The sequence below is a fragment of the Rhodanobacter sp. C05 genome (genome assembly GCF_002001165.1).
GTDB lineage: Bacteria > Pseudomonadota > Gammaproteobacteria > Xanthomonadales > Rhodanobacteraceae > Rhodanobacter.
This window is the reverse complement of sequence record NZ_MUNQ01000008.1, coordinates 90,949-115,059: the sequence shown is the minus strand read 5'-3', so window position 1 is coordinate 115,059 and position 24,111 is coordinate 90,949. Positions and strand designations below refer to the sequence as shown.

Here is a 24,111-nt window from a genome sequence, read left to right as displayed (position 1 = left end):
TACCCTTAGCGGCTACTGCAAACCCTGCCCTTTCACCCGACGTTCTCCGATTGATTCAGAGACGCTCACAAATGCAGGGTGTGACGCAGCGTGCGCCGCCCAGCGACCGAATGGTCCCCGGAGTAGAGATCGCACCAGGACTGTTCCTCACTGAAGCGCTCATGGATTGGGGGCGCCCATCCCCGTTGATCGACACCTCATTCGCGCGATGGGAGGCACCCGTCGCTCACCAGCGACTGCTTCACTTCGACACCGAAACGACCGGCCTGGCCGGAGGCACCGGCACGCGCGCATGGATGATCGGTGCCGCGGACTGGCTGGCCGACGGACGCTTCCGCCTGCGCCAGCTGACAATGACCACCATGGGTGCAGAGAGTGCGATGCTGCAGACGTTTGCCCGGTGGCTGCAGTCGGACACCGTACTCGTCAGTTACAACGGTAAATGCTACGACTCACCGCTGCTAAAGACGCGCTATCGCTTGGCACGGTTGCCGGATCCGTTGACTGGCCTAGGTCATCTGGATCTGCTCCATCCGGTGCGACGACACTGGAAGGGCGTGTGGGAGAACTGTCGCTTGGCCACTGCCGAACGCGAACTGCTCGGTGTAGTGCGCGAATACGATTTGCCTGGTTCGGAAGCTCCGGCTGCGTGGCTTTCCTATCTGCGCGGAGGTTCTGCGCTGAACCTCAGGCGCGTATTGGCGCACAACGCGCAGGACTTGAAGAGCGTGGCTGGCGTGCTGTTGCATATGGCCAGCCTAGCCGCGTCCCCGTGCGGCGATACGAAAAGTTGCTTCGACCGGCCGCGAATTGACGTGGTGTGTGATTGCCCCAATCGCTGAAACATCACAGCCAATCCACACCGTGCGCAATAAATTCATGCATCGACGCTGAAACGGTGCCGTCTGGCTTTGGTCGACTAACTATCGAGAGGGGTAATGCCATGGGCGTTAATGATCGAACAACGGGCTCAGAACCAGGCAAGCAAAAGGGCGGCATCGGATATGTTTTGCTGTGGCTTATGGGTGTTCCCATTCCTTTACTTATTCTGTTCGCTCTCTTGCGCGGTTGCGCCTGAGTCGCGGCGCTCTTCAATCAAGCGCATAGCGTTATAGCCGATTTGCCATCGGGGAGACGAACATGTCATACGTTCCAGAAAGCTCTGTAAATATTGATAAACGAAACCTGCACCCGTCCATGAAGTTTCGGGCAGTGATTGCGGGTTGGCTGATTGCTACGGGTGTTGCCGGGTTGCTTTACGTGGCCGGTCTAGCACTGGGCTTTTCCAGTTTTGATGCATGGAATGCCGCGGGGAGTGCCAAGGGCATCGGTATCGGCACAGCGATCTGGATGATCATCACGTGGGTCGCCGCGCTGTTTTTAGGCGGTATGTTCGCGAGTTGGTTTGACGGACGCAACGATGACACCATGGGCGCACTTCATGGCGTAACGGTCTGGGGTCTGTCCGTCACCATGACAGCCCTTTGGCTTGCTTTGGGGTTGGGACATTCCATGTCCGGCCACGGCAGCATGATGGGCATGCACGCGGACGGAGATAACGCGCGCGGCGGCAACCCATCCGCCATGGCAGGTGGAGGTGCGGTTGCAGTTCTGGATGCCAATATCGCGTTCCAGCTGACCGGCCGCGAGCATGGTGTGTCGGCTCCGATCGTCGCCGCATTGATCGCGAATCACGACGACACGGCCAGCGCTCTACTCGCTGCGGACACAGGAACGACACAGGCCAGCGCCGCGCAAGCGTTGCAACGCTTGTCCCCGCAGATCGGTTTGGCCAGAGCCGAAGCGAAGATGACCGCGGATCGAACGGCCCACTATCTGGCGATGACATTGTGGGTTGCCTTCATCAGCAGCTTCCTTGCGTTGCTCGCAGCCGCCATTGGTGGTTGGTTAGGTGCCAGCCACATCCATCACGTGTATCACTTGCGCAAATATCCCGCGCGTCCGACAAGCCGAGTGAACTAAGGGAAGCCAGATCAGGGAAATGGCCGGTCAGACATTGACCGGCCTTTTTATTGACCGAGATACCAAATTGGATCCCTTGTTTTCGTCTCGCGGTGATCGAATGATTCAGATACTGATGGGGGTCGTCACGCACCTTGAATATCTCATTCACGCACACTAGGCAATGCATCAATCATCTTCTGGAGACTCTTGAATTCGTTCGATAGAAGCCTGCCATGGTCGACAACGACACCAACGATATTGCCGTTCTGAACAATCTCATCACGACGACTATCGATAGCGCTCAAGGCTACGTCGAGGCGGCGAAGAAGATAGATAACGCCTATATAAGCGGCAGCTTTATGCGCTGGTCAGCGGATAGACAGCACGTGGTCGATGCCTTGAAAACCCAGGTCAGCTCATTAGGGGGTGATCCCGAAATTCAAGGCTCCCTAATGGGGTCTGCATATCGTCTGTTTGCCAACCTGCATGAGATTCTGAGTTCAGGCGAAGACGCCATCATCGATGAAGTCATATGCAGCGAGAATCGCGTCAGGCATAAATACGAAGAAGCATTGAACGATCCCACTCTTTCGCCTCCGACAAGAGGGGTCATTGAGCGGTCCTATGTTTCGGTACTTGCCGGACATGAGCAGGCTTGCGCTCTGAGGCGCTCCGGGCGTGCGTAGCCACTTCCTTTCATAAAGAATTCATGCCCCGCCTGTCACCCGAGAGTGCCAGACCTGCGCCATCGATTCATATTTATTGGCCATCTGGCCGACGGACCGCGAAGCTTAGTCGATCAGACGAACAGGCATCTTCAACTCATCGCCGTGGGGGCGTCGAACGGAAGCCGGCGTGCTCCGAGGGACTTCATTGCAGCGTCAGCGCTGGCGAGCGTATGGTCATCACCATCGATAACGATGAGTACGCGGCCTGCGGCAATTTCTTCCTCGAACGTGCGACGTACGATATCGGGTTCTGCCGTACCGGTAAGCATCCCAACCCAGCCACCAGCAGCTGCGCCAGCCAAGGTCATTGCGGCAACTCCCGCTAGCGTAAGCCCAACGGGTGCAACGGTGATGGCGACTATACCCGCCAGCAGGCCGCTGCCTCCTCCCATCAACACACCCTTGGCACCGCCGCGACCGAAATCCTCCTTGGGCTCCTGCCGATGATCGGGAATTTTGTCCAGTTGAATGTCGTCACGGGCGATCAATGAAATGTCGTCATCAGGAACGCCTGCCGTTCGTGCGCTCTGCACGGCGGACTGCGCCGCGGCCACATTGGACGTGCTGAAAACATGTCTCTTCTTCATACGGACATTCTTCGGCCATGCGTCAACTTTTGCATCTGGTCAATTGAAACGCTGCGTGATGGAGTCGTACTTGCACCGTCGGACTGGACCGCGACAATCGTGGGGCGGAGCTGAGCACGGTGGAAGCTTGAAACTGGTTGCCCGTAGCGAAACATGCACGTGGCGATGTGCGCCGTGATACGTAAAGTATCAACTACAGGCCTAAAGTGGCTGTGACGAAAGTTGACCTGATAGCGTGACGCGATCGGTATCGACACAACATCCAGGCCAGCTTCGCGCGCCGCACGTATCAAGATCGCGGTTTCAAATACGAAGCCCTTCGGGGCGGAGTCCACCAGTTCCAATGCTGCGCGTGGATACCAGCGCTGACCGCTCTGCGTGTCGACGATGGGCTGAGCGCATGCCCAGGAAACCCACCAATCAGCAACTTCGTTGGCACGACGGCGCGAAGCCGGTTGTTGTTCGCGATCCAGCAGACGGGCGCCAATAATGACGGCGCGTGGATAGAGACGAGAAACCGCGGCCAATCGTGGAATATCAGTAGCTAGATGCTGACCGTCGCCATCCATCGTAGCGACGGCGTCAATTCCCATGTTCAATGCATGCCGAAACCCTGTTCGCAGTGCTTCACCCTTGCCACGCTGGTGGGTATGCCGAAGTAGCTCGACTGGAAATTCGGAAGCGATCTCTGCCGTACGATCCTCTTAACCATCGTCGACCACGATGACTGGCCTACCCAACTTCGTTGCCGACGAAACGACCTCGCCGATCGCCTTTTCCTCGTTGAAACACGGGATAAGTACGCACCACGATGTGGACTGATCAGACATGAGGTGTTCCTTTCAAGCGGCTCTCAGAATGCGCGTTAATCGCATACGTCATGCAGCTTGAAAGTTATCGAGGGCAGGATCGTTTCTGTGTGAAATTTTGGTTGATTAGTCACTGGGATTGCCGTTATGTCACCTAGTTCCTGTCGCGATGTTGCATGAAAAATTTCGTATGGATGAATCGGTGCGGCTCAGTGCAGTATGATTTCGTCAGTGAACAACCACGCGTTGTGACCGGCACCCGCGCTATCGGACGGCAGCGCGCCATAGTTCTCCGCCTTGACGCGGACATAGCGCGTGCTGATCGATACGGGGCTGCTGAACTCGATGCGTTGCACCAGCGGGCGCGCATCATCGGCATCGACCTTGAGTGTCCTTGCAAAGAGTTGCGACCAGTGCTGACCGTCGGCCGACACGTAGAACGTCACCTGCTTTGGCAACAGCACCCACGAGCCACTCTGCTGCATGAAAGCCACCGCAACGCTGTGCAGTCGGGTCGGCTGCTGCAGGTCAATGCTGGCATCCAGATCGCCACCTTCCCAGCCGACCCATTGGCCGTCATGGAAGTTGTCGCTGCCGAGCAGTCCGTCGTCCAGCGTGTTGGCCGCACCGCTGTAGTGCGGGCTCGGTGGCTGCGCGTAGGTGATCGGCTTGCCTGCAGCCAGATTGTCGACCGTGGTGAAGCGGGTCGGCAGATCCATCGCGCGACCGTGGCGGAACGGCGTCACCTGCAGCGTGCCGGGATGATGGATCGCCAGCGTGTCGGTGAATTCGGGAGAACCCCGCATCGGGTCGCTACCGTCGGTGGTGTAGTGGAAGACCAGACCAGGCAGACCGCTGGTGGTTTGCAGCAGCCAGCCGCCGTGCGGATCGGGCGCGATATGGAACGTGGCCAGATCCTGGTCTTCCGGGCCATAGTTCACTTCCCGGGCATCTAGCCAGGGGTATTGCGTCTGCAGGCGGCGCTCGAAATCGGCGTAGTCGCGCGGACCGTCGTTCCAGGTGATTTCGGCGAACGCCAGCATGCGTGGATACAGTTTGCTTTCCGCGTTCAGCGGCGTGGCACGCTCGCTCCACAACGGCGCCTCGGCACCGAGGAACAACCCAGTCGGTGCATTGGCATAACCTTGCCGGGGATCGGTCGCGTAGATCTTCTTCACGCTGAGCTCCGCGGAGGGCGAATCCAGATAGAACGGTCCGGCGTTGATGATGCGGTTGCCACTGGCGAGCGCCTTGCGGCCCTCGGCCTCGCCACGCCAGATCTCGATGATGGCGTTCCTGTCGGCACCGCCTTCGAGGATCTCGTCCCAGCCGATCAAGGTGCGATGCTTGCCGGCCAGGTACTTCTGGATGCGTTTGATGAAGTAACTCTGCAGTCCGTCCTCGTCGGCCAGCCCCTGCGCGTGCATCAACATCTGACAGGAATCGCACGCCTTCCAGCGATTCTTCGGCGTCTCGTCGCCACCAATGTGCACGTAGGGCGCAGGAAACAGGCCAACCACCTCAGCGAGCACGTGCTGCAGGAAAGTGAAGGTGGCCTCGTTGCCGACGCAATAGATATCCTTGAACACGCCCCAGGTGATCGCGACCTGCACGGGCTGCCTAGTGCATGAGAGTTGTGGATAGGCGGCCAATGCCGCCGAGCTGTGGCCGGGCATCTCGATTTCCGGTACCACGGTGATGTTGCGCAAACGCGCGTATTCGACCACCTCGCGGATCTGCTGCTGCGTATAGAAGCCGCCATAACGGCTGCCATCGGCTTCGGTGCGCCAAGCTCCCACGGCGGCGAGCCGAGGATAGCGCTCGATGGCGATACGCCAGCCCTGATCCTCGGTGAGATGCCAGTGGAAGGTGTTGATCTTGTAGTAGCTGAGCAGGTCGAGTTGTTTCTCGATGAAGGACACCGGATAGAAGTGCCGGCCGACGTCCAGCATCATCCCGCGCCACGCCATGCTCGGTGCATCCTCGATATGCAACGCCGGAATATCCGCTGTGCCCGCATGTCGCAGTGGCAGCAACTGGCGTAGCGTCTGCACGCCCCAGAACAAACCCTTGTCGGTGGCTGCACTGATCGTGACGCCCTTCGCCATCACCACCAGCCGATACGCTTCGTCGCCGTGGACGGACGGGTCTAGCTTCAGCTCGATGCCTTGCGCGAATCCGCCGCGGGACAGCTGGATGCCGGTCTGCGCATGCACTGCCTCGCGCAGGAAGGCGGCAATCTCGCGCGCACGCGCATCGATGGGCGCGGCAACCGTCGTATGCGCATCCAGCCGATAGCTGCCCTGGTCGATCACCAGCTGCTGCGGTTTCGGAATGATCGCGATGGCGCTCGCAGTGCAGACTCCCGGCAGCACAAACAGCAGGGAAAGACAGCACAGCGCGGAAAACTTTGGCATCAGGCAGACTCCAGCGGAGTGAATCGTGCACTGCCTGAGGGGCAGGCCCGAAGGGTTGCGCAGCAATCCTGATTATCCGTGCGCGGCCGATCCACGGCCCGCGCGATGGCCCGGCGCACGCGACGTCCAAGCCGTGTGCGCCGGATGAACGAGGTGGCTTCGACAATCACCGAAGCCACCCCGGCGCAGCGATGGATCAGTCAAACTTGTAGTCGAACGTCAGGAACAATTCGCGGCCGTTGTATTCACTGCCGGTCTGCCCCGTCGTGACGAACTCGAAGCCGCCGGCGTAGTACGGGATCAACGAGACCTTGTTGAAGATGTTGGACACGGTGAAGCTCAGCTTGGTGTCCGGGTTGATCTGCCAGCCAATCGAGCCGCTCCAGGTGATCCACGTCGGCACATGGCCGTAGTACACGGTGTCGGCGACGTTTGCCCCGCCGATCTGGCAGGCGCCGGTATCGACCGTCGTCCCGTCGGGGCTGACGACAGTCACCGGGCTCGGCTGGATGCCGTTGGGCAGCGTGTTGCAGTTGCCGTAGCCTGGCGCGCGCATGCGGCCATCGCGCACACCGGAGAGCGACGCGTTCCAGTCGCCCTTCTGCCAGGTGCCGATCCAGGTGACCCTGCTCGCCACATTGTTGTAGCGAGTGTTCAGCAACGGGTCGGAAGCCAGCACGCGCTGCTTGTACGCGAGGTTGTCGGTGTAGTTGACGCTGGTGGTGAAATTGCCGTAATCCTCGGTATTCAGCCTGTACTGCAGCGAGGCATCGACACCGCTCACGTACAGCGAGGCCTCGTTGATCGGTCCGGATTGCACTGAGGTGATTTGGCCTGCCGCATTGCGCTGCACATCCGCTATCACCATCTGGCAATACGCCGATCCCGCTGCGTGCGCGGTGTACGGCGACAAACCCGTTGAGCCGTCCGCCTGATAGCCGGTAAGGCAGCCAGCCTCGTCCTGGAGCACGGTACTCTGGCTGATGTACTCGATGGCGTTGTCCACGCCCATGTGCCAGTAGTCGGCAGACACCGACAGACCCTCCACGCCCGGAACCTGCCACACGAAACCATAGGTCCAGGAGTGGCCGGTCTCCGGCACCAGGTCCGGGCCGCCGACCGTTTTCTCCTGGTACCACTGCGACTGGGGACGTTGAATAACGCCGTTGCACCAAGTGCTCGAGGTGTTGCCCGCCTTGATGGCGTTGATGCACTGCAGATTATCCTCGTAAATGCCTTGTGGTACGACGGAGCCGCCCTGGTAGATCGCCGCCATGTCCGGCGCCTTGAAATTGGTGCCGTAGCTGCCGCGGATCAGCAGGCTGTCGAACGGACGCCATTCGAGGCCGGTGCCCCAGGTGCGGGCAATGTCGGCGCTGCTGGCGTCGTGGTACTTGTCGAGGCGGCCGGAGATGGTCCAGGTCAGTGAGTTCACGATCGGCACGCGGAACTCGGTGCCCAGCGAAAAGCGCTGGCGGCTGCCGCCGCCAAAGTTGTCGTTATAGAACGGATCCACGAAGGTGGCGGAGTTGGCCTCGCGCGGATCCGGCGACAGCAGGAAATCGTTGTCTGCAGCTTCCAGCACGGCTGCCCAACCCACCGACTCGTCCACCCACGGGAACTTGAACAGGTCGCCGTTGACGCGGAACTGCGCCTGGTTCAGCGACGACTCCGCCGTGTTCTCGCCATTGACCGCGAACTGGCTGTATTGCTGCGGCGTGATGGGGTTCCAGAAGCGCTGCCAGTTGATGGCATAGATGGGCAGCCCACCGGCGGTGGTTCCCGTCTGCTGGCCGAGGAAGAAGTTGTTCATGGCCGCCTGGTCCATGCCCGTAAAGTCCTCGCGCACGATGTACTTCTGGCTATTGAGGCTGAAGTCCCAGTTGAAGTTGCCGTCGAACATGGTGCCACGCAGGCCGGCCGTGATGTTCCAGTTCTGCTCGCGGTCATGGGTATTGGCGGACGTGCCGATTTCCTGCGCGGTCAGCTGGCGGTCGAGCGCATTGATGGTTTGCCCCGTGGTCGAGTCATAGAACGGGCTGCCGTAGCCAAAGAAGGGCAACTGGGTCTGGGAGATACCCACCGAGTCGTACAGGGCCGCCGAGCCGTAGAGTTGCAGGCCATTGCTGAAATCGTATTCACCGGCCAGGTAACCGTTGTTGGTGCGGCTGCCCGGCGTCAGCACCCAGTTCTGGAACAGGTTGGGCTGCGAGCAGAAGGAACCGTTGTCGGTCGTTCCGGTGATCTGGGTGCCGCTGGTGCTGACGCTGTGCGACTGGCTCAACTGCGAGTTGCTGAACTTGCCGCAGGTGCCCGTCGGCGGCGTGATGTACTGGCCATTGCCGTTCGTCGCGGAGAGGGCGATGGCGCCGGCCGCGTCGTACTGGTAGCCGAACATGCGGTCGGCCGGGTTCCAGGCACCGTAGCCTGCATCGGACACCGAATCCTGGTACGGACGATCGCTGCCCCACAAGGCCGTGCGGTTGGACTTCTCCACGTTGTAGAGAATGTGCCAGTTTTCGCCGGACTTGCCGCCGAAGAAGTTGATGTCGCCATAGGAACGGCCGCCACGGGTGGCGCCGCCGCCAGTCACCTGCAGCTCGTCACCCTGGTAGTTCTTCTTCAGGATCACGTTGACCACGCCAGCCACCGCATCCGAACCGTAGATCGACGAGGCACCGGAGGCCAAGATCTCGACATGGTCGATCATGCCGCTAGGCAGGTTTGCGTAGTTCTGGAAGCTGCTCTGCGCGCCCAGCGGCTGCGGGTAATCCACCACGCGCACGCCGTTAATCAGCAGCAGGCTGAAGCCCGCACCCAGGTTGCGCAGATTCACCGGGCGCGCATTCACCGCGGTGGCCCCCCAACTGGCCGGATCCTGCGGCGGCTGGCCCATCTGCGGCAGCGAATCCAGGAATTCCCACAGCGTGGTGAAGCCCTGCTGCTTGATCTGCAAGCCGGTAATGGAAATCACGGGGGTCGGCCCTTCGATCTCCACGCGTGGAATCATCGAGCCGGTGACGGTGACTGCCTGTAGTTTAGTGGCCTTCTTTGACGATTCGTCCTGCTGGCCTTGTTGCGTATTCGATGGTGGCGTAGTCGACGCATCCTGCGTCGATGTCTGCGCGTATGCCTGCGGCCCGAACAGTGCCAGTGCCAGTGCACTGGCCAATATGCTTCGATGAAAACGGATCTTGCTCATGGTTGCCCTCTCCCCGTTGAAACTGATCTGTGATGTGAAACCCCGGGTCCCCAAACCCGGAGCCGATAAACCACCTGCTGCCACCTTCCACTCGACGCATCCGGATCTTCGACGGAAGGCCTCATGAACATCTGCATCGATCCAAATCAAACGCCGCCTTCAACCCTCCTCCACGCCCTCGGTTACTGCTGTCTGGATGAAGATGCCGAACTGGCCTGAGACGAACGACGCCGGGTTGCAGGTAATTCATCCCAAATCTGCGGATCTTCCGCTCCCAGTACCCAGGAACAGAATCCCTGCAGGTCGTACTGCTTCACCACTGCATAGCGATCGCGGAAAGCATGCGCATCGGGTAAGAAGACCCATTCGCGCATCTGGTCGCGATAGAAGTAGAACCAGGATTCGTGTTCGACCGGATCCCACTGCACCGTGGCGCCGTATTGTTTGGCCAGCGGCAGTGATTCATCGGCGTCGATGTAGTCGGCCGAAATGTTCGACGACTCCTTGCCATCCGCGCGGACCGGGTCGCCGGCGTACCAGTGGTAGCCATACAGCGGGATGCCCAGCGAGAGCTTGTCCTTCGGCACCACCGCAAGTGCGTACTCCAGGTGCTGCATGGTCCATGGCATGCCGGCCACCGGGCCGGGCGTGGTCCAGCGCGTGTGCTGGTCGTAGGTCATCAGGCAGACCAGGTCCAGCACCTTGGCAAGCGCCTTCAGATCGTAGGCACCACGCCAGTATTCCCACATCCATTTGCTGAAGGCGCCGCGACCGGCGTAGCCAGGTGCATTGGGCACCACCGCCATCGACAACTGCAGGCCGTGCTTGTGCAGTGCCTCGGCCGTCTGTTTCGTCAACAACGTCAGCGCGTCGCGATCAGTCCAGGCGATGTTCTCGAAATCGAACTGGAAGCCGCTGAAGCCGTGTAGTGTGGCCTGCTCGATCAGCGAGGCGATCATCGCCTGCTTGGCCTTCTCGTCGCCCAGCAATTGATGAAACTTCGCACGATCGCCGCCCCCAGAAACGATCGGCATAACCGTCACGCCGTTCGTTTTGGCGACCTGCATCACGTAGGGATTGGGCTGTCCGGAGACCAGACCGTTCTCGTCCACGTTGTACCAGGTCGGCGCCAGCACATCGATCTTGTCGGCGTGATGCACGAACGAGTCGATCGATTTCTGCGAGTCCAGCATGTAGAACAGCGCACTCGGCGCCTGTGCGGATGCGCCGAACGGCAGGATCAGGCACAGCAGGACGAACAGGTGTTTCATCATGGTCGTAAGTATCCGCATCAGAGACTTTCCATTCCGATGCGATACACATAGGCATGCACGCCGGCCGGCTGTGCCGGCAAATCGAGGCGCAGGCCGTCGGGCTGTTGTTTGAATACGACTGGCTTGCCGGTCGCCAACGATGTCACCGAGGCGACCTTCATCGCCGGGCCGATCGAATGGATCAGCGCATGGCCCGTCGCCGGCCACGCCATCTCGATGGCGTACAGTTGCGAGCCTTTCGTGGTGAAGCGGAAATCCTCCGCGGTGTACGGCTTGGTCTTGGTGTCCTCCATCGTGCCGGCAACCACCTGGGTCGGACCTTCGCCGAAGCGCCGCCACGGCCGTGTTCCGTAGATCGCGTCGCCGTTGGCGCGCAGCCACTGGCCGACCGCCTCCAGGATGTGCGTTGCCTGCGGCGGGATGGTGCCGTCGGCCTTGGGACCGATGTTGAGCAGCAGGTTGCCGTTCTTGCTGACCACATCGGCGAGCAACTGCACGATCTCGTCAGGCGACTTGTAGGTATCGCCTTCGGCGTATCCCCACGAATCGGGACTGACCGAGGTTTCGGTCTGCCACGGCTCCTGGCGGATATCCGCCGCCTGCCCGCGCTCGATGTTCATCGTGCCGGTGCCGGGACGCATGTCGTCGAGCTTGTAGAACTGCACGACCGGCTGCTTCCGCGCTGCCGCCTGGTTGTAGTAGAACGCGACGAACTCGGTCAGGGCCCCGCGAAAACGCGGCTGGCCGACCCACCAGTCGAAGTACATCAGGTCCGGGTGATAGTCCTGCACGATCTCGGACGAACGAGCCAGCCAGTCGTCGAGATAGGCGTCGGACACAAACGTCCAATCCACATCCTGACCGTCTTCGCCCTTGGCCGATTCCGACGGATGCGCCGGACCGTACAGCGCGGCGTAGCGCGGATCGTTGACGTCGGAATTGAAGGTGCGTCCGTATTCGTAGAACCAGTCGTGCTCGGCCCGATGCGATGACAGACCCAGTTTCATGCCCTGCGCGCGGATCGCCTTGGCCAGTTCGCCGATCACGTCGCGGTGCGGCCCCATCTTCACCGCGGTCCAATCGGATAGTTTCGAGTCGTACATGGCGAAGCCATCGTGGTGCTCGGCAACCGGCACCACGTAGCGCGCACCGGCCTCACGGAACAACTTTGCCCAGGCCTGCGGATCGAAATGCTCGGCCTTGAAACGCGGGATCAGATCCTTGTAGCCGACCTGGGGCATCGGCCCATAGGTAGCCACCTGATGCTGGTAATAGTTGGCGTACTCGCCGGTGCGCTCGTAGGCATGGCGCGGATACCACTCGCCTTTGTAAGCCGCCACCGAATACACGCCCCAGTGGATGAAGATGCCGAACTTGGCGTCCCGATACCATTCCGGCGTGCTGTATCCGGTCAGGCTCTGCCAATCCGGTTGCATGGGCCCTTGCCAGGCGACTTTGTGCGTCTGTGCAAGGATGGCCTGGCGTGCCTCGTCGTAGGGACGGTTGGCCGTCACCCATTGTTGTTCGATCGTCGCCGCATCCGGTGGGGTCATGGCATGCGTGCCATCGGCAGCTACGGCGACCGTCATGCCGCAGGATGCAACGACAAAACCTAGGCATAGGCCGGCGCGGCGCAACTTGCACGCATGCGTTGTCATCGATATTCCCGAAAGCCTCTTGCTCATGCGGTTTTGCCCTCTGTTTCGCGACTCATCAGCCAACTCGCCGCGCCGATGACACCGAGCTGCGCGTGATCAACCACGTGGACGGGGATGGTTTGCAAAAACGGACGCATCACGCCCTTGTCGAGAAAACGACTGGTGAACGTGCTCTTTTCAACAAACGCGGTCATGCGCGAAAGAAACCCACCGGCGAGGTAGATACCGCCCGTTGCGCCATACAACATCGCCAGATCGCCAAGGAAAGAACCGAGCCATCCGCAGAACAGCTGCAAGGTCTCCATTGCCATCGCATTCGTGCCAGCACATGCCGCGGCAGTGATCGCGGTGGGTTCGTGGAACACGACGGGTATTCGCTCGATACGGCATAGCGCGCCATACAGACGCAGCAGTCCGGGACCGGACAACACGGCGTCATAGGGGACATGCGTGTCGACCTGCGTCAGCTCGGCCAGCACCTGCTGCTCGCGTCCCACGCGAGCGGCCAGCTGGATATGCCCCGCTTCGGTCGCCAACACCTTCGGCTGTGCATCGGGCAAACGCACCGCTACGCCGAGCCCGGTACCGGGGCCAACGATGACCACGGAACCTGTGGCTGCTTCTTCATCCCGTCGCGGGTTATGCAGCGGAGTGACACTGCTCGCATCCAGATAGGCTGTGCCATAGGCCAGCGCTTCAAAATCGTTGAGCACTTTGATGTCACTCAGACCCGCCGCCTTTTCGAGCGCAGCGGGTACGATCGGCCACTGCAGGTTGCTGTTGACGACGACGCCTTCATGCAAAAAGCCCGCGCAAGCGAGCACAAGGCGGTACGGTTTGACCGCCTTCTCATCGCAGAACGCGCACACGATGGCATCCAAGCCCATGTACTCGGCGCACTTGTACACGTGGTAGGCAAGCACAACGGGTGCAGGCTGACCCGGTCGAAACGCCATTAGCCCTATGCGCGCGTGGGTTCCGCCTACATCGGCGGCAAGGAAGGGTTTGCCGCAAAACGAAACCGCCGATCCAGATGACGTAGCTGCTTCCCGCGCAGCATCGGACGAAAGGGAATAGGCATTCCCGGCCTGGCAATAGCGCTGGTAGCCGCCTTTCATACGCGACGTGGTCCGGCGCCGTGACACGACGGAACCGTTGCATCGTGACTCAGCTTGATCGGGCTCTGCATTTCCTCTCCCGGTAATCCCCAACGGCCGCTCTGGGTCATCCCCAGCGCACCCTCCTATTTCATATGTGAATATCTAATTCATATTTAGCTGCTAGGAGCTTATAGGCCGAATTTAGATCGAGGCAAGTCGCACCGCAACACAATTTTTCGAATCACGACCCATTGCGTCGCGATTGCCTGTAAGTCATTGCTTTATGCACGCGCCCCGGGACACCCGCGCCCGATTTATTGAGGGCCGGTGCGGGCGAAAAATAACAAGATTACAGACAGGCTCGCGTCGTCCCGCAGGTTGTTGGCCGTCGACCACTTCGAGCGGTGCGCTCCAGTCCCCTTCACTTGTCGCGCCACCCGCCAACGCCTGGGTCGCGCTCCTGCTTGCCACCCAACCGTGCCACGACAAGCCCTCCAGGCGTTTCGACAATCGTCGATGCATGCTCTGTCGGGTTAGTGGAGATGTGCTGATGAACTCGCGAAGAAGAACAGGATTGGGATTTGCCGCAAGCCCGAGCATGGGAATCCCGAGCATTGCCAAGTCGAATTGAATGGCCCAGCGGATACCTTCATGCGCCTAACCCGCTGGCTTCAACCAAAGCGGCTGCACGAGGCCGCGCAGCACGGGACGTCGCGGCGGGCGCAGATCGAAAACCACGGCGGTGTTATCGCCTCGCTTGAGCCATGGTGCTGGCAGATACAGCGAGCGCTGCGGACCGATGTCCCAGATGCGGCCAAGGTTATGTCCGTTAACCCACATGAATCCCTTGCTGAAGGCGGAGACATCCAGATAAGTATCGGCCAGAACCGCCTCACTGAAACGACCCCGATGAAATGCAGGGCCATCCACTGCTTGAGTTTTCCATCCGCGAAGCGCGTCCGGCGAACGCATCGGCAGCGGATAAACCTGCCAGCCGTGCAGTACGTTGCCATTGAATGACACCGGATCGACAAGACCGGCACGGCCGTCTTCAAGGTGCGGTCCGTAGTTGACGCGGCCCGTGTTTTCGACCAGCACATCGATCGTATGCGGGCCGGCGCCGATCGTGGTCTCCACGGCGACTTGCTTGAGACGCCGATCGACGGTGCCGATCAGTTTCCGATCGACATAGACCGTAGCGTAGTCGCGCACCTCACCAAGATAGAGCTGCCCGGTAACTGGGCCACTGATCTGCGTGCGATAAAGGATGTAACCGTAATCCTGGCCGAAGTGCTCCATCGATTGTGGCTGATCAGCCGTCAAGGGCGCCGGGAGGTTGTCCCATAGCGATGCCGACTCCTCCAGTGTGAATTCGGGCACCTGCATGAAGGGTATGGGCGGGGGCACCGGTGGTGGCGTGATGCCCGTAACCTTGGAGATGATGTCGCGGAATTGCGCGAACTTCGGCGTGGGCCGACCTGCTTCGTCCAGCGTCGCGTCATAGTCGTAACTGGTGGTCTGCGGCGCGTAATGATCGGCAGGATCACTCTGGAAGTTGGCGCCATTCATAAAACCGAAGGTGGTACCGCCTTCGAACATGTAGATGTTTACCGAATAGCCGTGCCCCAGCATCCAGGCCAGTTCTTTGGCCTGTACTTGAGCATCTGTGTGCGCATGCGTCCCTCCCCAGTGATCGAACCAGCCGGCCCAATATTCGCCGGCCATCATCGGTTGGCCAGGGCGAAATTTCTCAAGCTTCGGGAACTCGTTTCTGGCTTCGCCCGTACCGAAGTTGATCACGACCAGCACACCCGGCAGCGCATCGTTGCTCAGTTCGCCGGCACCGTCGGAGGTAAACATCAGATCACCGCCCAGACCAGCGCGGATCAACGCGTGACGAATATCCTCCATGTAAAGCCGATCGTTGCCATATGAGCCATATTCGTTTTCAATCTGCACGGCGATGATCGGTCCACCATGGATGGCCAACCATGGCGCCACTTCCGTGCCAAGGCGCTGGAAGTAATTGTCGACTGCTTTCAAGAACGCCGGGTCCTGTGTACGCACATGAAGGTGCGGATCGGCGAACAGCCATGACGGAAAACCGCCCGCCTCCCACTCTGCGCAGACATACGGACCAGGGCGAAGAATGACATCCAGACCCTGTTCCTGTGCCAGGCGCATAAAGGCCACGATGTCATTGCGTCCACTGAAATCGAATTGCCCCGGCTGCTTCTCGATGGCATTCCAGTACACGTACGTGGTGATCGTGTTCAAGCCCATGGCACGCGCTTTTTGAAGGCGGTCACGCCAGTACGTACGCGGTATGCGCTGGAAATCCATCGATCCGGAAATGATCTGGCGCGGTTTTCCCGCCTGCACAAAATGATTGCCTTCGATGGTGACGGGTGTCGTGGCCATCGCGATGACCGGTATGTCCGGCAAAACCACCACGCCAAGAATCCACGCGGCCATCACACAGGCCATCCTGCGCACGTTTTTTCCGGCAATATGCCCGGCGTTCAATGGGAGACTGCCTCATGGCCAGTCACGGCAAATGCAGTAGCGACGCCCTGGCTATCCCCAGGTTGGCCGCCACCGACAAACAGACGGTAATGGCCAGCCTCCACGGCACGGTCACCCTTTGCATCGACACTACTTAGCTGGCGTGGAGCAAGCTCAAAGCTCATACGCCGGCTTTCACCAGCGGCCAGGTCTACGCGATGAAAGCCCACCAAGGCGTGGCGAGGGGCCAGCGCGGAGTCCGCTGCATCCAGATAAACCTGCACGACTTCGTCGCCAGCGCGCATGCCTTCATTGCGAACAGTCGCGCTGACTGTCAGCGATGCGCCCGCGCTCAATTCGGTGGTCGATACCTCGGGTTTGCTGTACACGAAGTGCGTGTAGCTCAAGCCGAAACCGAACGGATAAAGCGGCGTGCCCGTGAAGTAGCGATAGGTGCGCCCCTGCATGGCATAGCTGACGAACGGCGGCAGATCGTTGGTCGAGCGATAGAACGTCACCGGCAAGCGACCGCCCGGGTTGTAGTCGCCAGCCAGTGTCTGGGCAACCGCGAGGCCACCCGATTCACCGGGATACCAGGCGACGAGGATCGCATCGGCGTGGGCTTTCGCCCAATTCAGTGCCACCGCGCTCCCCGACATCAAGACAACCACCAACGGCTTGCCACTGGCAGCCACCTGCTCAAGCAGGTTCCGCTGAAGTACTGGCAAGGCAATGTCGGTACGGTCACCGCCACTGAAGCCCGGCGCGTCGATCTTCAGCTCCTCGCCTTCGACATCCGGCGAAAGCCCGACAAAGGCGACGACGGCATCCGCACGTTGCACGACGGCTTCTGCTTCCGCCAATTGCGCCTGGGCAGGCGCCAGCCATTGCAGGCGTATGCCCTGGTCCTGTCCGCTATGCACAAGTTCGAGGCGAACAGCGTGGGGATGGGTGTCGGCGAAATGCAGCGTCGCTTGCATGTGCTTATCGTCACCATCATTGTCGATCGCCAGCCGCCCATCGATATACAGGCGTACGGGATCGTGCCCTGTGCAATCAAAGCAACGATCGAGGTGCACCGCCAAGGTGTAATCGCCCGGTCCCGGGGGAGTCAGTTCACCGCTCCAGCGTACGGCGTAGCGATCGGCACGCATGCCGTCCGCGGGCGGCACATGGTCCCAATCGAAATCGATGACGCGATCGGTACGAGTCACCTGCGGCGTACCGCTGAAATCGAGGCGGTCGAAGTACTCGCCCAGCAGACCGTTTTCCGCATGCGCCGTGGTGCGTAACGCGGTTTCTGGAATCGGTATCGGTACGCCATCGGCGATCGGGGCACCCTGCGCGTAGCCGATGTACCGCGCGCCGAAGCGCTGACGCAAACCCTGCAACGGCGTTATGGGCGCGCGCGCGGTACCGTGGTAATTCGCCTCGAGCGTCTCCAGGGTGTCGGCGTCGGGTCCGATCACGGCCAGATGCATCCCATTGCGTAACGGCAACGTGCCATGCGCATTTTTCAGCAACACCATCGATTCGAGGGCCGCCTGCAAGGCAAGCTGGCGATGTGCCGGACTATCCACCTGATCGGAACCGATACCCGCATACGGATCGCTGCCCTTCGCACCCCACTCGCCCAATTTGTAGCGTACGGCAAACAACCGTGTGAGCGCCGTGTCGATGACCGACTCCTTGACGTAGCCCTTGGATACGGCGTCAAGCAGTTCGGCATAGGCGTTACCGCAGTCGAGATCGGTACCGGCCTGGATGGCGGCTGCGGACGACTGGGCGTTGTCGGATTTGAAATGGTGAAACCTGGTCATGTCGTCGACTGCATCGCAGTCGGATACGACATAACCCTTGAAGCCCCAATCGTGGCGCAGCAGTGTGTTCAGCAGCATGTCGTCGGCGCACGCAGGAACGCCGTGCAAAGCGTTGTACGCGCACATGACGGAACCCGCGTGTCCCTCGGTCATCGCTGCGCGAAAGGCGGGTGTATACGTCGACGCGAAATCGTAGGGCGAAACATCGACGTCGAAGCCGTGGCGACCGGATTCCGGCCCACTGTGCACAACCAGATGCTTGGGTGTGGCGATCGCGCGCGGATGGTCTGGATCATCGCCCTGGATGCCGCGAATGAACCCCACGGCAAGCTGGCCGGTGAGATACGGGTCCTCGCCGTACGTCTCCTGTCCCCTGCCCCAACGCGGATCGCGAAAGATATTGATGTTGGGCGACCAGATGGTCAGGCCCTGGTAGCGGGCATGGTCGCGCGTCGTAGCCACCGCATTGAATTTGGCCCGCGCCTCGACAGAAATCGTGGCACCCACCTGATTCAGCAGACCGGAATCCCAACTCGCGGCGAGGCCAATCGCCTGCGGAAATACGGTGGCGTAGCCATTGCGAGCGATGCCGTGCAAACCCTCGCTCCACCAATCGTAGGCCGCGACACCAAGTCGCGGTATGGCAGGTGCGCCGCTCTGCGTTTGCGAAATCTTTTCCGCCAGCGTCATCTTGGCAATCAGTGCTTCAGCTTGCGCATGACCATCCTCGGGCAAAGGAAATGCATGCGTGCCGAACACCGCCACGCCACCTATCCCCAGCAGCAGCGCGCGCAAGATCAAGGTGACGCGGAAAGTTTTCATGGTCAGCGCTGTTCCACGGGTAGCTCGTCCCAGACTTTCGGATATATTGCGCAAAAAACACCGATCGCGACCGATAGCCAGAGAGCTGATCGACCGCGATCGGCACGGGGAACTAAAGCTTGAAACCGTCGACGTTGACGTGTTTACCGAGATACCAGCTGGCGGCACCGATGACACCGTGTCGACCGCGCTCCATGACGCGAATAGGGATCTTTTGCAAAAACGGGCGCATCACACCTTTGTCGAGAAACCGATCGATGAAGGGGTTCTCTTGCAAGAAACCGATCATTTGCGAAAGAAGACCGCCGACCAGACAGATGCCACCCGTCGCGCCGTAGAGCATGGCCAGATCCGCCGCAAAGGACCCGAGCCAACCACAAAACAGGGTGAGTGCCTCGCGGGCGACGTCGTCGCCACCAGCGAGTGCTGCGGATGTAACGGCGACGGGCTCGTCAAGGGACGGGTAGCGGTCGCGTATAGCGCACAGTGCGACATAGAGGCGATGCAGGCCTGGTCCGGAAAGCACCGCTTCGTACGACACGTGACTGTCAGCCTGCGCCAATTGCGCCAGCACCTGCTGTTCGATACCGACTCGCGCAGCCAGTTGGATCTGACCAGCCTCGGTCGCCATTGCACGCGGCGGTTGCCCGGGAAACCATACGGCAGCACCCAGTCCGGTACCCGGGCCAAGGATGACGATGGGGCCGGCTTCCCGCACGGATATCATCGGTGCCTTCAGGGTCGGCGCGCCGTGGGAATCAATGTGCCCTACCGCATAAGCGAGTGCTTCGAGATCGTTGAGGGAGGTGACGTTATCGAGCTCCAGCGCCTCTTTCATCATCCGAGGCATCACGGGCCATGGGAGATTCTTGTTGATCACGGACCCGGCATGCATATAGCCAGCGCATGCGAGCACCAGCACGCGCGGCTGCACACCAAACTCTTCGCAGAAACAGCGGGCGATGTCCTCCATGTGCGGATGGTCGCCGCAGCGATAGGTCCGATAGGCAAGGATTTCCACCTCGCCCTCCTTCGCATTCGGCGCGACAAGCCCCAGGCGCGCATGCGTGCCCCCCACATCCGCCACAAGAAACGCTCCTTCGCGAGTAGAGGCGGATCGACCTATCAAAGCAGTACCCAGATCGTCCGATCCGTGCTCAGACGGATCCGCAGGCGGCGTGGCCACAGACATCTCAAGCATGCGGCTGAACCCCTGGCGGGTCTGAACCCTTGACGGATGGGACTCGCCCGATTGGTCCGGCTTTTTCATTGGCGATGACATGTGCGCGCACCTGTATCTGCTGCGAGTCAAACCGCTCGGACCGACGGATCTGGCTCAGACGATCCAGTCAGTGTTTATCAGCGAAATAGCATTTCATATATGTTTTAGATCGTGATAAATCAAAATGCAATCTTTTTTTTCGATGCCCATCACAGCCTCGCCAAAAACACCTGTGAATTTAATGTTTATATATACACAGCAAATCAGATGCGCGATCATGCGCAAATTACGTCTTGGCGGGAGGTGGAAAGCCCCCTCAAAAGGCGGCTCCCGAGGTCAGCGCGAGGGCGGCATGACACAAGCGACAACCAGGCCGGATCCGGACACCGCCAAAGATCGACGGAGGGGTGAGCCGCTGTCGCCGTTGTCATTCGGCGGTGCGCCAGTCGGCAACCTGTACGAGTCGGTGGACGACGATGCGGCCGTGGCGACCATTGCGCATGCATGGCAACGAGGCATCCGGCATTTCGATACCGCGCCCTACTACGGCTACGGCCTGAGCGAGAGCCGGCTGGGCGCTGCGTTGGGTCGTCTGCCGCGCGACAGCTTTACGCTGTCGACCAAGGTCGGCCGCATCATCGACATCGATCACCGCCATACGAGTCACGCCGATGGCTTCATCGTCGATGGTCGATACGCCCATTTCGATTACAGCCGCGAGGGCATCCTGCGTTCGCTCGAGGCAAGCCTGAGTCGTCTGCGCACCGATCATGTCGACGTCCTGCTGCTGCACGACATCGGTGTGCTGACGCACGGAGCGAACCATGCTTCGGTGCTCCGTCAGGCACTGGATGAAGCACTGCCAGCGATGGCGGAATTGCGTGCGCAAGGCGTCTGCGATGCCATCGGCATCGGCGTCAACGAAGAGGCGGTGTGTCTTGAGGTGATGCCGCGATTCCCGCTGGACACCATCATGCTGGCCGGACGTTACACGCTGTTCGAACAGCAGCACAGCGAAGGCGTGATGGCGCAGGCGCAGGCGCGTGGTGTCGCCATTCTCGCCGCCGGCCCTTACAACTCGGGCCTGCTTGGCGGAACGAATGGTCCGGGCAATTTCTACAACTACGCTCTGGCCGATGACGCCACTCTCGAAAGAGCGCAGCGCTACTACGAGATCCTCGCCCGTACCCACACCGAGGTGGGTGCGGCGGCGTTGCAATTCCCGCTGGCGCACCCTGCCGTGGCGAGTGTGGTGTGCGGCTTGCGCACCGTGTCGGAAGTCGACAGCGCCAGCGCCCGCATGCAAGCCATTGTGCCGCCCGAAGCATGGCGCGCCTTGCGCGAGGCCGGCTTGATCCTGAGTGGCAGTCCCACGCCATGACCAATGTCCCGACCCACGCCCTGACGGTTGTCGATGCGCATCAACACTATTGGCAACCAGCGCGCGGCGATTATGCCTGGCTGGCGCAGGCCCCGATGGCATTGCGCCAGGCATTTCTGCCGGTCGATCTATGCGCACAACGGGAAGCTGCAGGCGTCAAGTTCAGTGTGCTCGTGCAAGCCGCACCCACCGAGGAAGAAACACGCTACCTGTTTGAACTGGCGCGTCTCGACCCCGCCGTCGCCGGTGTTGTTGGCTGGGTCGATCTGGAAGCCCCCGACGTAGGCGCTCGCATCGATGCCCTGATTCGGGACGGCGACGGACTGCTATGCGGATTGCGCCCGATGGCCCAGGACATCGCCGATCCGGACTGGCTGGCAAAGCCATCGCTCGATCGCGCTTTCGATTGCATACAGGATCGCGGCCTGGCCTTCGATGCACTGGTCGGCATGCCGCAATTGCCCGCGCTTCGTCGCCGACTGCAACGAAACCCGCAATTGAGTGTCGTACTCGACCACGCAGGCAAGCCAGCCATTGCCAGCGGCGGGTTCGATCCGTGGATCCGCTGGATCGACGAGTTGGCCCAGCACCCTCGGCTTCACTGCAAGCTATCCGGCCTGCTCACGCTTCTCGACGAACCCGTCCATGACGATGCGATAGAACCCTATGTCGCCGCTCTGTTTACGCACTTCGGCTCGAAACGCCTGATCTGGGGCAGCGACTGGCCCGCACTTACCACACATGCTGCTTTTTACCACTGGCTTCATGTGGCCTTGATGCTGACCGAGCGCTACGCACCGGGCTCGCAGGCGGATGTCTTCGCCGCCAACGCCGTGCGCTTTTACCCACTGGATATCGACTCTCTTGTTCGGGACCACATGTAGGAGCACCACCATGATCTTGCCTGCCACATCGTTTCGCATCCGGGATAAAAGCGATGCCACAGGAGATGCCGCATGAGTGGACGTCTATCCGGCAAGCGCGCACTTGTCACGGCGGCGGGCGCCGGCATCGGTCGTGCCACTGCCCTCGCCTTTGCGCAAGCTGGCGCTCAGGTTCTTGCCACCGATATCGATAGCGGCGCGCTCGTCAGCCTGATGGCAGAGCACCCATCGCTCGCCACCAAGGTACTGGACGTGACCGATGCGGACAGCATCGAAGCACTGGTCAGTACATCCGGTCCATTCGATGTGTTGTTCAACTGTGCCGGCTACGTACACGCGGGAAGCATCCTGGATACCGACGATGACAGCTGGCGTCGCTCGTTCACGATCAATGTCGACAGCATGTTCCATCTGTGCAAGGCCGTGCTTCCCGGCATGCTCGAACGCGGCAAGGGCAGCATCATCAACATGGCATCGGTCGCCTCCAGCGTCAAAGGCGTACCGAACCGTTTTGCTTATGGCGCCACCAAGGGCGCCGTGATCGGCCTGACCCGTTCGATCGCTGCGGATTTCGTCGCGCGCGGCGTGCGCTGCAACGCGATCTGTCCGGGCACGGTGAAAACACCGTCGCTGGCCGGGCGCGTACGCGCGCTTGGCGGCGACGAAGCGGCTCACTGGCAAAGCTTCGCCGAGCGCCAACCGATGGGGCGCCTAGGTGAACCTGAAGAAATCGCTGCACTGGCGTTGTATCTGGCATCCGACGAATCCGCCTTCACTACCGGCACCATCCACGTCGTGGACGGTGGCTGGTCCAACTGAACGCAAGAGGCACATGCATGAAGCTGGTACGTTACGGTGCTCCCGGCGAGGAAAGGCCCGGCCTCATCGACGAAGCAGGCACGCTTCGTGATCTCTCAGCCGTCATCCACGATATCGATGCGCAGGTGCTCGGCCGCGCGGGGCTGGCACGCATCGCGGCAATCGATCCGCATACGCTGCCGCCGGTCGCTGGACAACCTCGCTACGGCGCGCCCATCGTACATGTCGGCAAGATGATCTGCGTCGGCATGAACTACGCCGAGCATGCTGCGGAAACCAACGCGCCCGTGCCCGAGCAGCCCGTGCTTTTCATGAAAGCCACCAGCGCGATCATGGGCCCCCACGACGACGTGATCATTCCGCAAGGCTCCACCAAGACCGATTGGGAAGTGGAGCTGGGTGTTGTCATCGGCGAAACGGCCCGGAGCGTCACGGTCGAGAACGCACTTGCACGTGTCGCCGGCTATCTCGTGGTGAACGACCTGTCCGAGCGCGCGTTCCAGTTCGATCACGGCGGCCAATGGGTCAAAGGCAAAAGCTGCGATACCTTCGGGCCGCTCGGCCCGTGGCTGGTTACTACCGATGAGGTTCCCGATCCGCAGAGTCTCCACCTTTGGCTGGAGGTCAACGGGCACCGTTATCAAAACGGGCATACCCGCACGATGATCTTCAGCGTGGCCACACTGGTGAGCCACATCAGCCGATACATGACGTTGCTGCCTGGTGACGTCATCAGCACCGGCACGCCGTCGGGCGTGGGGCTTGGACAAAAACCGCAAATCTATCTGCGTCCCGGCGACGTGATCGAACTAGGCATCGATGGACTCGGCCGACAGCGTCAGCATGTTCGCGCACACTTCGGCGACGAACATGCGGCATGACCGTCGCGACGTTGCACCACTTTTATTCGAGAAAGGT

Annotated in this window: 17 protein-coding genes and 1 pseudogene; 7 read left to right on the top strand and 11 right to left on the bottom strand. The window is 60.6% G+C overall.

All coding sequences use genetic code 11. The features are described from left to right. Positions 1–161: 161 nt before the first annotated feature. The 3 genes from B0E51_RS06540 (at position 162) to B0E51_RS06530 (ending at position 2,651) form a co-directional block, all read left to right on the top strand. Positions 162–842, top strand: coding sequence for a ribonuclease H-like domain-containing protein (locus B0E51_RS06540; protein WP_254424435.1), 681 nt, complete (start codon positions 162–164; stop codon positions 840–842). 298 nt (positions 843–1,140) lie between these two features. Beyond that, on the top strand, positions 1,141–1,983 hold the full coding sequence (locus tag B0E51_RS06535; protein ID WP_077444092.1) for a hypothetical protein: 843 nt from the start codon (positions 1,141–1,143) through the stop codon (positions 1,981–1,983). 215 nt (positions 1,984–2,198) lie between these two features. Beyond that, positions 2,199–2,651 (top strand): PA2169 family four-helix-bundle protein, encoded by a 453-nt coding sequence (locus tag B0E51_RS06530; protein ID WP_077444091.1) that lies wholly within the window; start codon positions 2,199–2,201, stop codon positions 2,649–2,651. Between the two features lie 131 nt (positions 2,652–2,782). Here the strand turns inward: B0E51_RS06530 and B0E51_RS06525 are convergent, their stop codons facing one another. The 11 genes and pseudogenes from B0E51_RS06525 to B0E51_RS06480 form a co-directional block, all read right to left on the bottom strand. After that, entirely contained in the window at positions 2,783–3,280 is a 498-nt protein-coding gene (locus B0E51_RS06525; protein WP_077444090.1) for a hypothetical protein, read from the bottom strand. Beyond that, positions 3,277–3,969 (bottom strand): annotated as a pseudogene (locus B0E51_RS06520) (glycosyltransferase family 2 protein); the annotation flags it as partial. The gene B0E51_RS06525 and the pseudogene B0E51_RS06520, both read right to left, overlap by 4 nt. A gap of 15 nt (positions 3,970–3,984) precedes the next feature. Further along, the gene (locus tag B0E51_RS19865; protein ID WP_343124660.1) at positions 3,985–4,110 is read right to left on the bottom strand and encodes a glycosyltransferase; all 126 of its coding nucleotides are present in this window, start codon (positions 4,108–4,110) and stop codon (positions 3,985–3,987) included. 188 nt (positions 4,111–4,298) lie between these two features. Continuing rightward, on the bottom strand, positions 4,299–6,506 hold the full coding sequence (locus B0E51_RS06515; protein ID WP_077444089.1) for a family 20 glycosylhydrolase: 2,208 nt from the start codon (positions 6,504–6,506) through the stop codon (positions 4,299–4,301). 196 nt (positions 6,507–6,702) lie between these two features. Then, entirely contained in the window at positions 6,703–9,708 is a 3,006-nt protein-coding gene (locus B0E51_RS06510) for a TonB-dependent receptor (protein ID WP_077444088.1), read from the bottom strand. Between the two features lie 182 nt (positions 9,709–9,890). Then, positions 9,891–10,994, bottom strand: a complete 1,104-nt coding sequence (locus B0E51_RS06505) for a glycosyl hydrolase family 18 protein (protein ID WP_077444345.1) — start codon at positions 10,992–10,994, stop codon at positions 9,891–9,893. Positions 10,995–10,999: 5 nt separating this feature from the next. Continuing rightward, positions 11,000–12,640, bottom strand: a complete 1,641-nt coding sequence (locus B0E51_RS06500; RefSeq protein WP_077444087.1) for an alpha-L-fucosidase — start codon at positions 12,638–12,640, stop codon at positions 11,000–11,002. A gap of 23 nt (positions 12,641–12,663) precedes the next feature. Then, complete coding sequence (locus B0E51_RS06495; RefSeq protein ID WP_077444086.1) at positions 12,664–13,758, bottom strand: glucokinase; 1,095 nt, start codon at positions 13,756–13,758, stop codon at positions 12,664–12,666. Positions 13,759–14,397: 639 nt separating this feature from the next. After that, the gene (locus tag B0E51_RS06490) at positions 14,398–16,161 is read right to left on the bottom strand and encodes a beta-galactosidase family protein (RefSeq protein WP_254424463.1); all 1,764 of its coding nucleotides are present in this window, start codon (positions 16,159–16,161) and stop codon (positions 14,398–14,400) included. 101 nt (positions 16,162–16,262) lie between these two features. Continuing rightward, complete coding sequence (locus B0E51_RS06485; RefSeq protein WP_077444085.1) at positions 16,263–18,887, bottom strand: glycoside hydrolase family 3 C-terminal domain-containing protein; 2,625 nt, start codon at positions 18,885–18,887, stop codon at positions 16,263–16,265. 112 nt (positions 18,888–18,999) lie between these two features. Further along, positions 19,000–20,169, bottom strand: a complete 1,170-nt coding sequence (locus tag B0E51_RS06480) for a glucokinase (protein WP_077444084.1) — start codon at positions 20,167–20,169, stop codon at positions 19,000–19,002. 292 nt (positions 20,170–20,461) lie between these two features. Here B0E51_RS06480 and B0E51_RS06475 point away from each other — a divergent pair, with 292 nt between their 5' ends. The 4 genes from B0E51_RS06475 to B0E51_RS06460 all read left to right on the top strand — a co-directional run bounded on the left by B0E51_RS06475 (position 20,462) and on the right by B0E51_RS06460 (position 24,074). Continuing rightward, a complete protein-coding gene (locus B0E51_RS06475) occupies positions 20,462–21,490 on the top strand; it encodes an aldo/keto reductase (protein WP_077444083.1) in 1,029 nt (342 codons plus the stop codon). Continuing rightward, positions 21,436–22,374 (top strand): amidohydrolase family protein, encoded by a 939-nt coding sequence (locus B0E51_RS06470; protein WP_254424434.1) that lies wholly within the window; start codon positions 21,436–21,438, stop codon positions 22,372–22,374. The genes B0E51_RS06475 and B0E51_RS06470 overlap by 55 nt, the downstream gene beginning before the upstream one ends. Positions 22,375–22,446: 72 nt before the next feature. Continuing rightward, positions 22,447–23,193, top strand: a complete 747-nt coding sequence (locus tag B0E51_RS06465) for an SDR family oxidoreductase (RefSeq protein ID WP_077444082.1) — start codon at positions 22,447–22,449, stop codon at positions 23,191–23,193. A 17-nt stretch (positions 23,194–23,210) separates the two neighbouring features. After that, positions 23,211–24,074 (top strand): fumarylacetoacetate hydrolase family protein, encoded by an 864-nt coding sequence (locus B0E51_RS06460; RefSeq protein ID WP_077444081.1) that lies wholly within the window; start codon positions 23,211–23,213, stop codon positions 24,072–24,074. Positions 24,075–24,111: the final 37 nt, after the last annotated feature.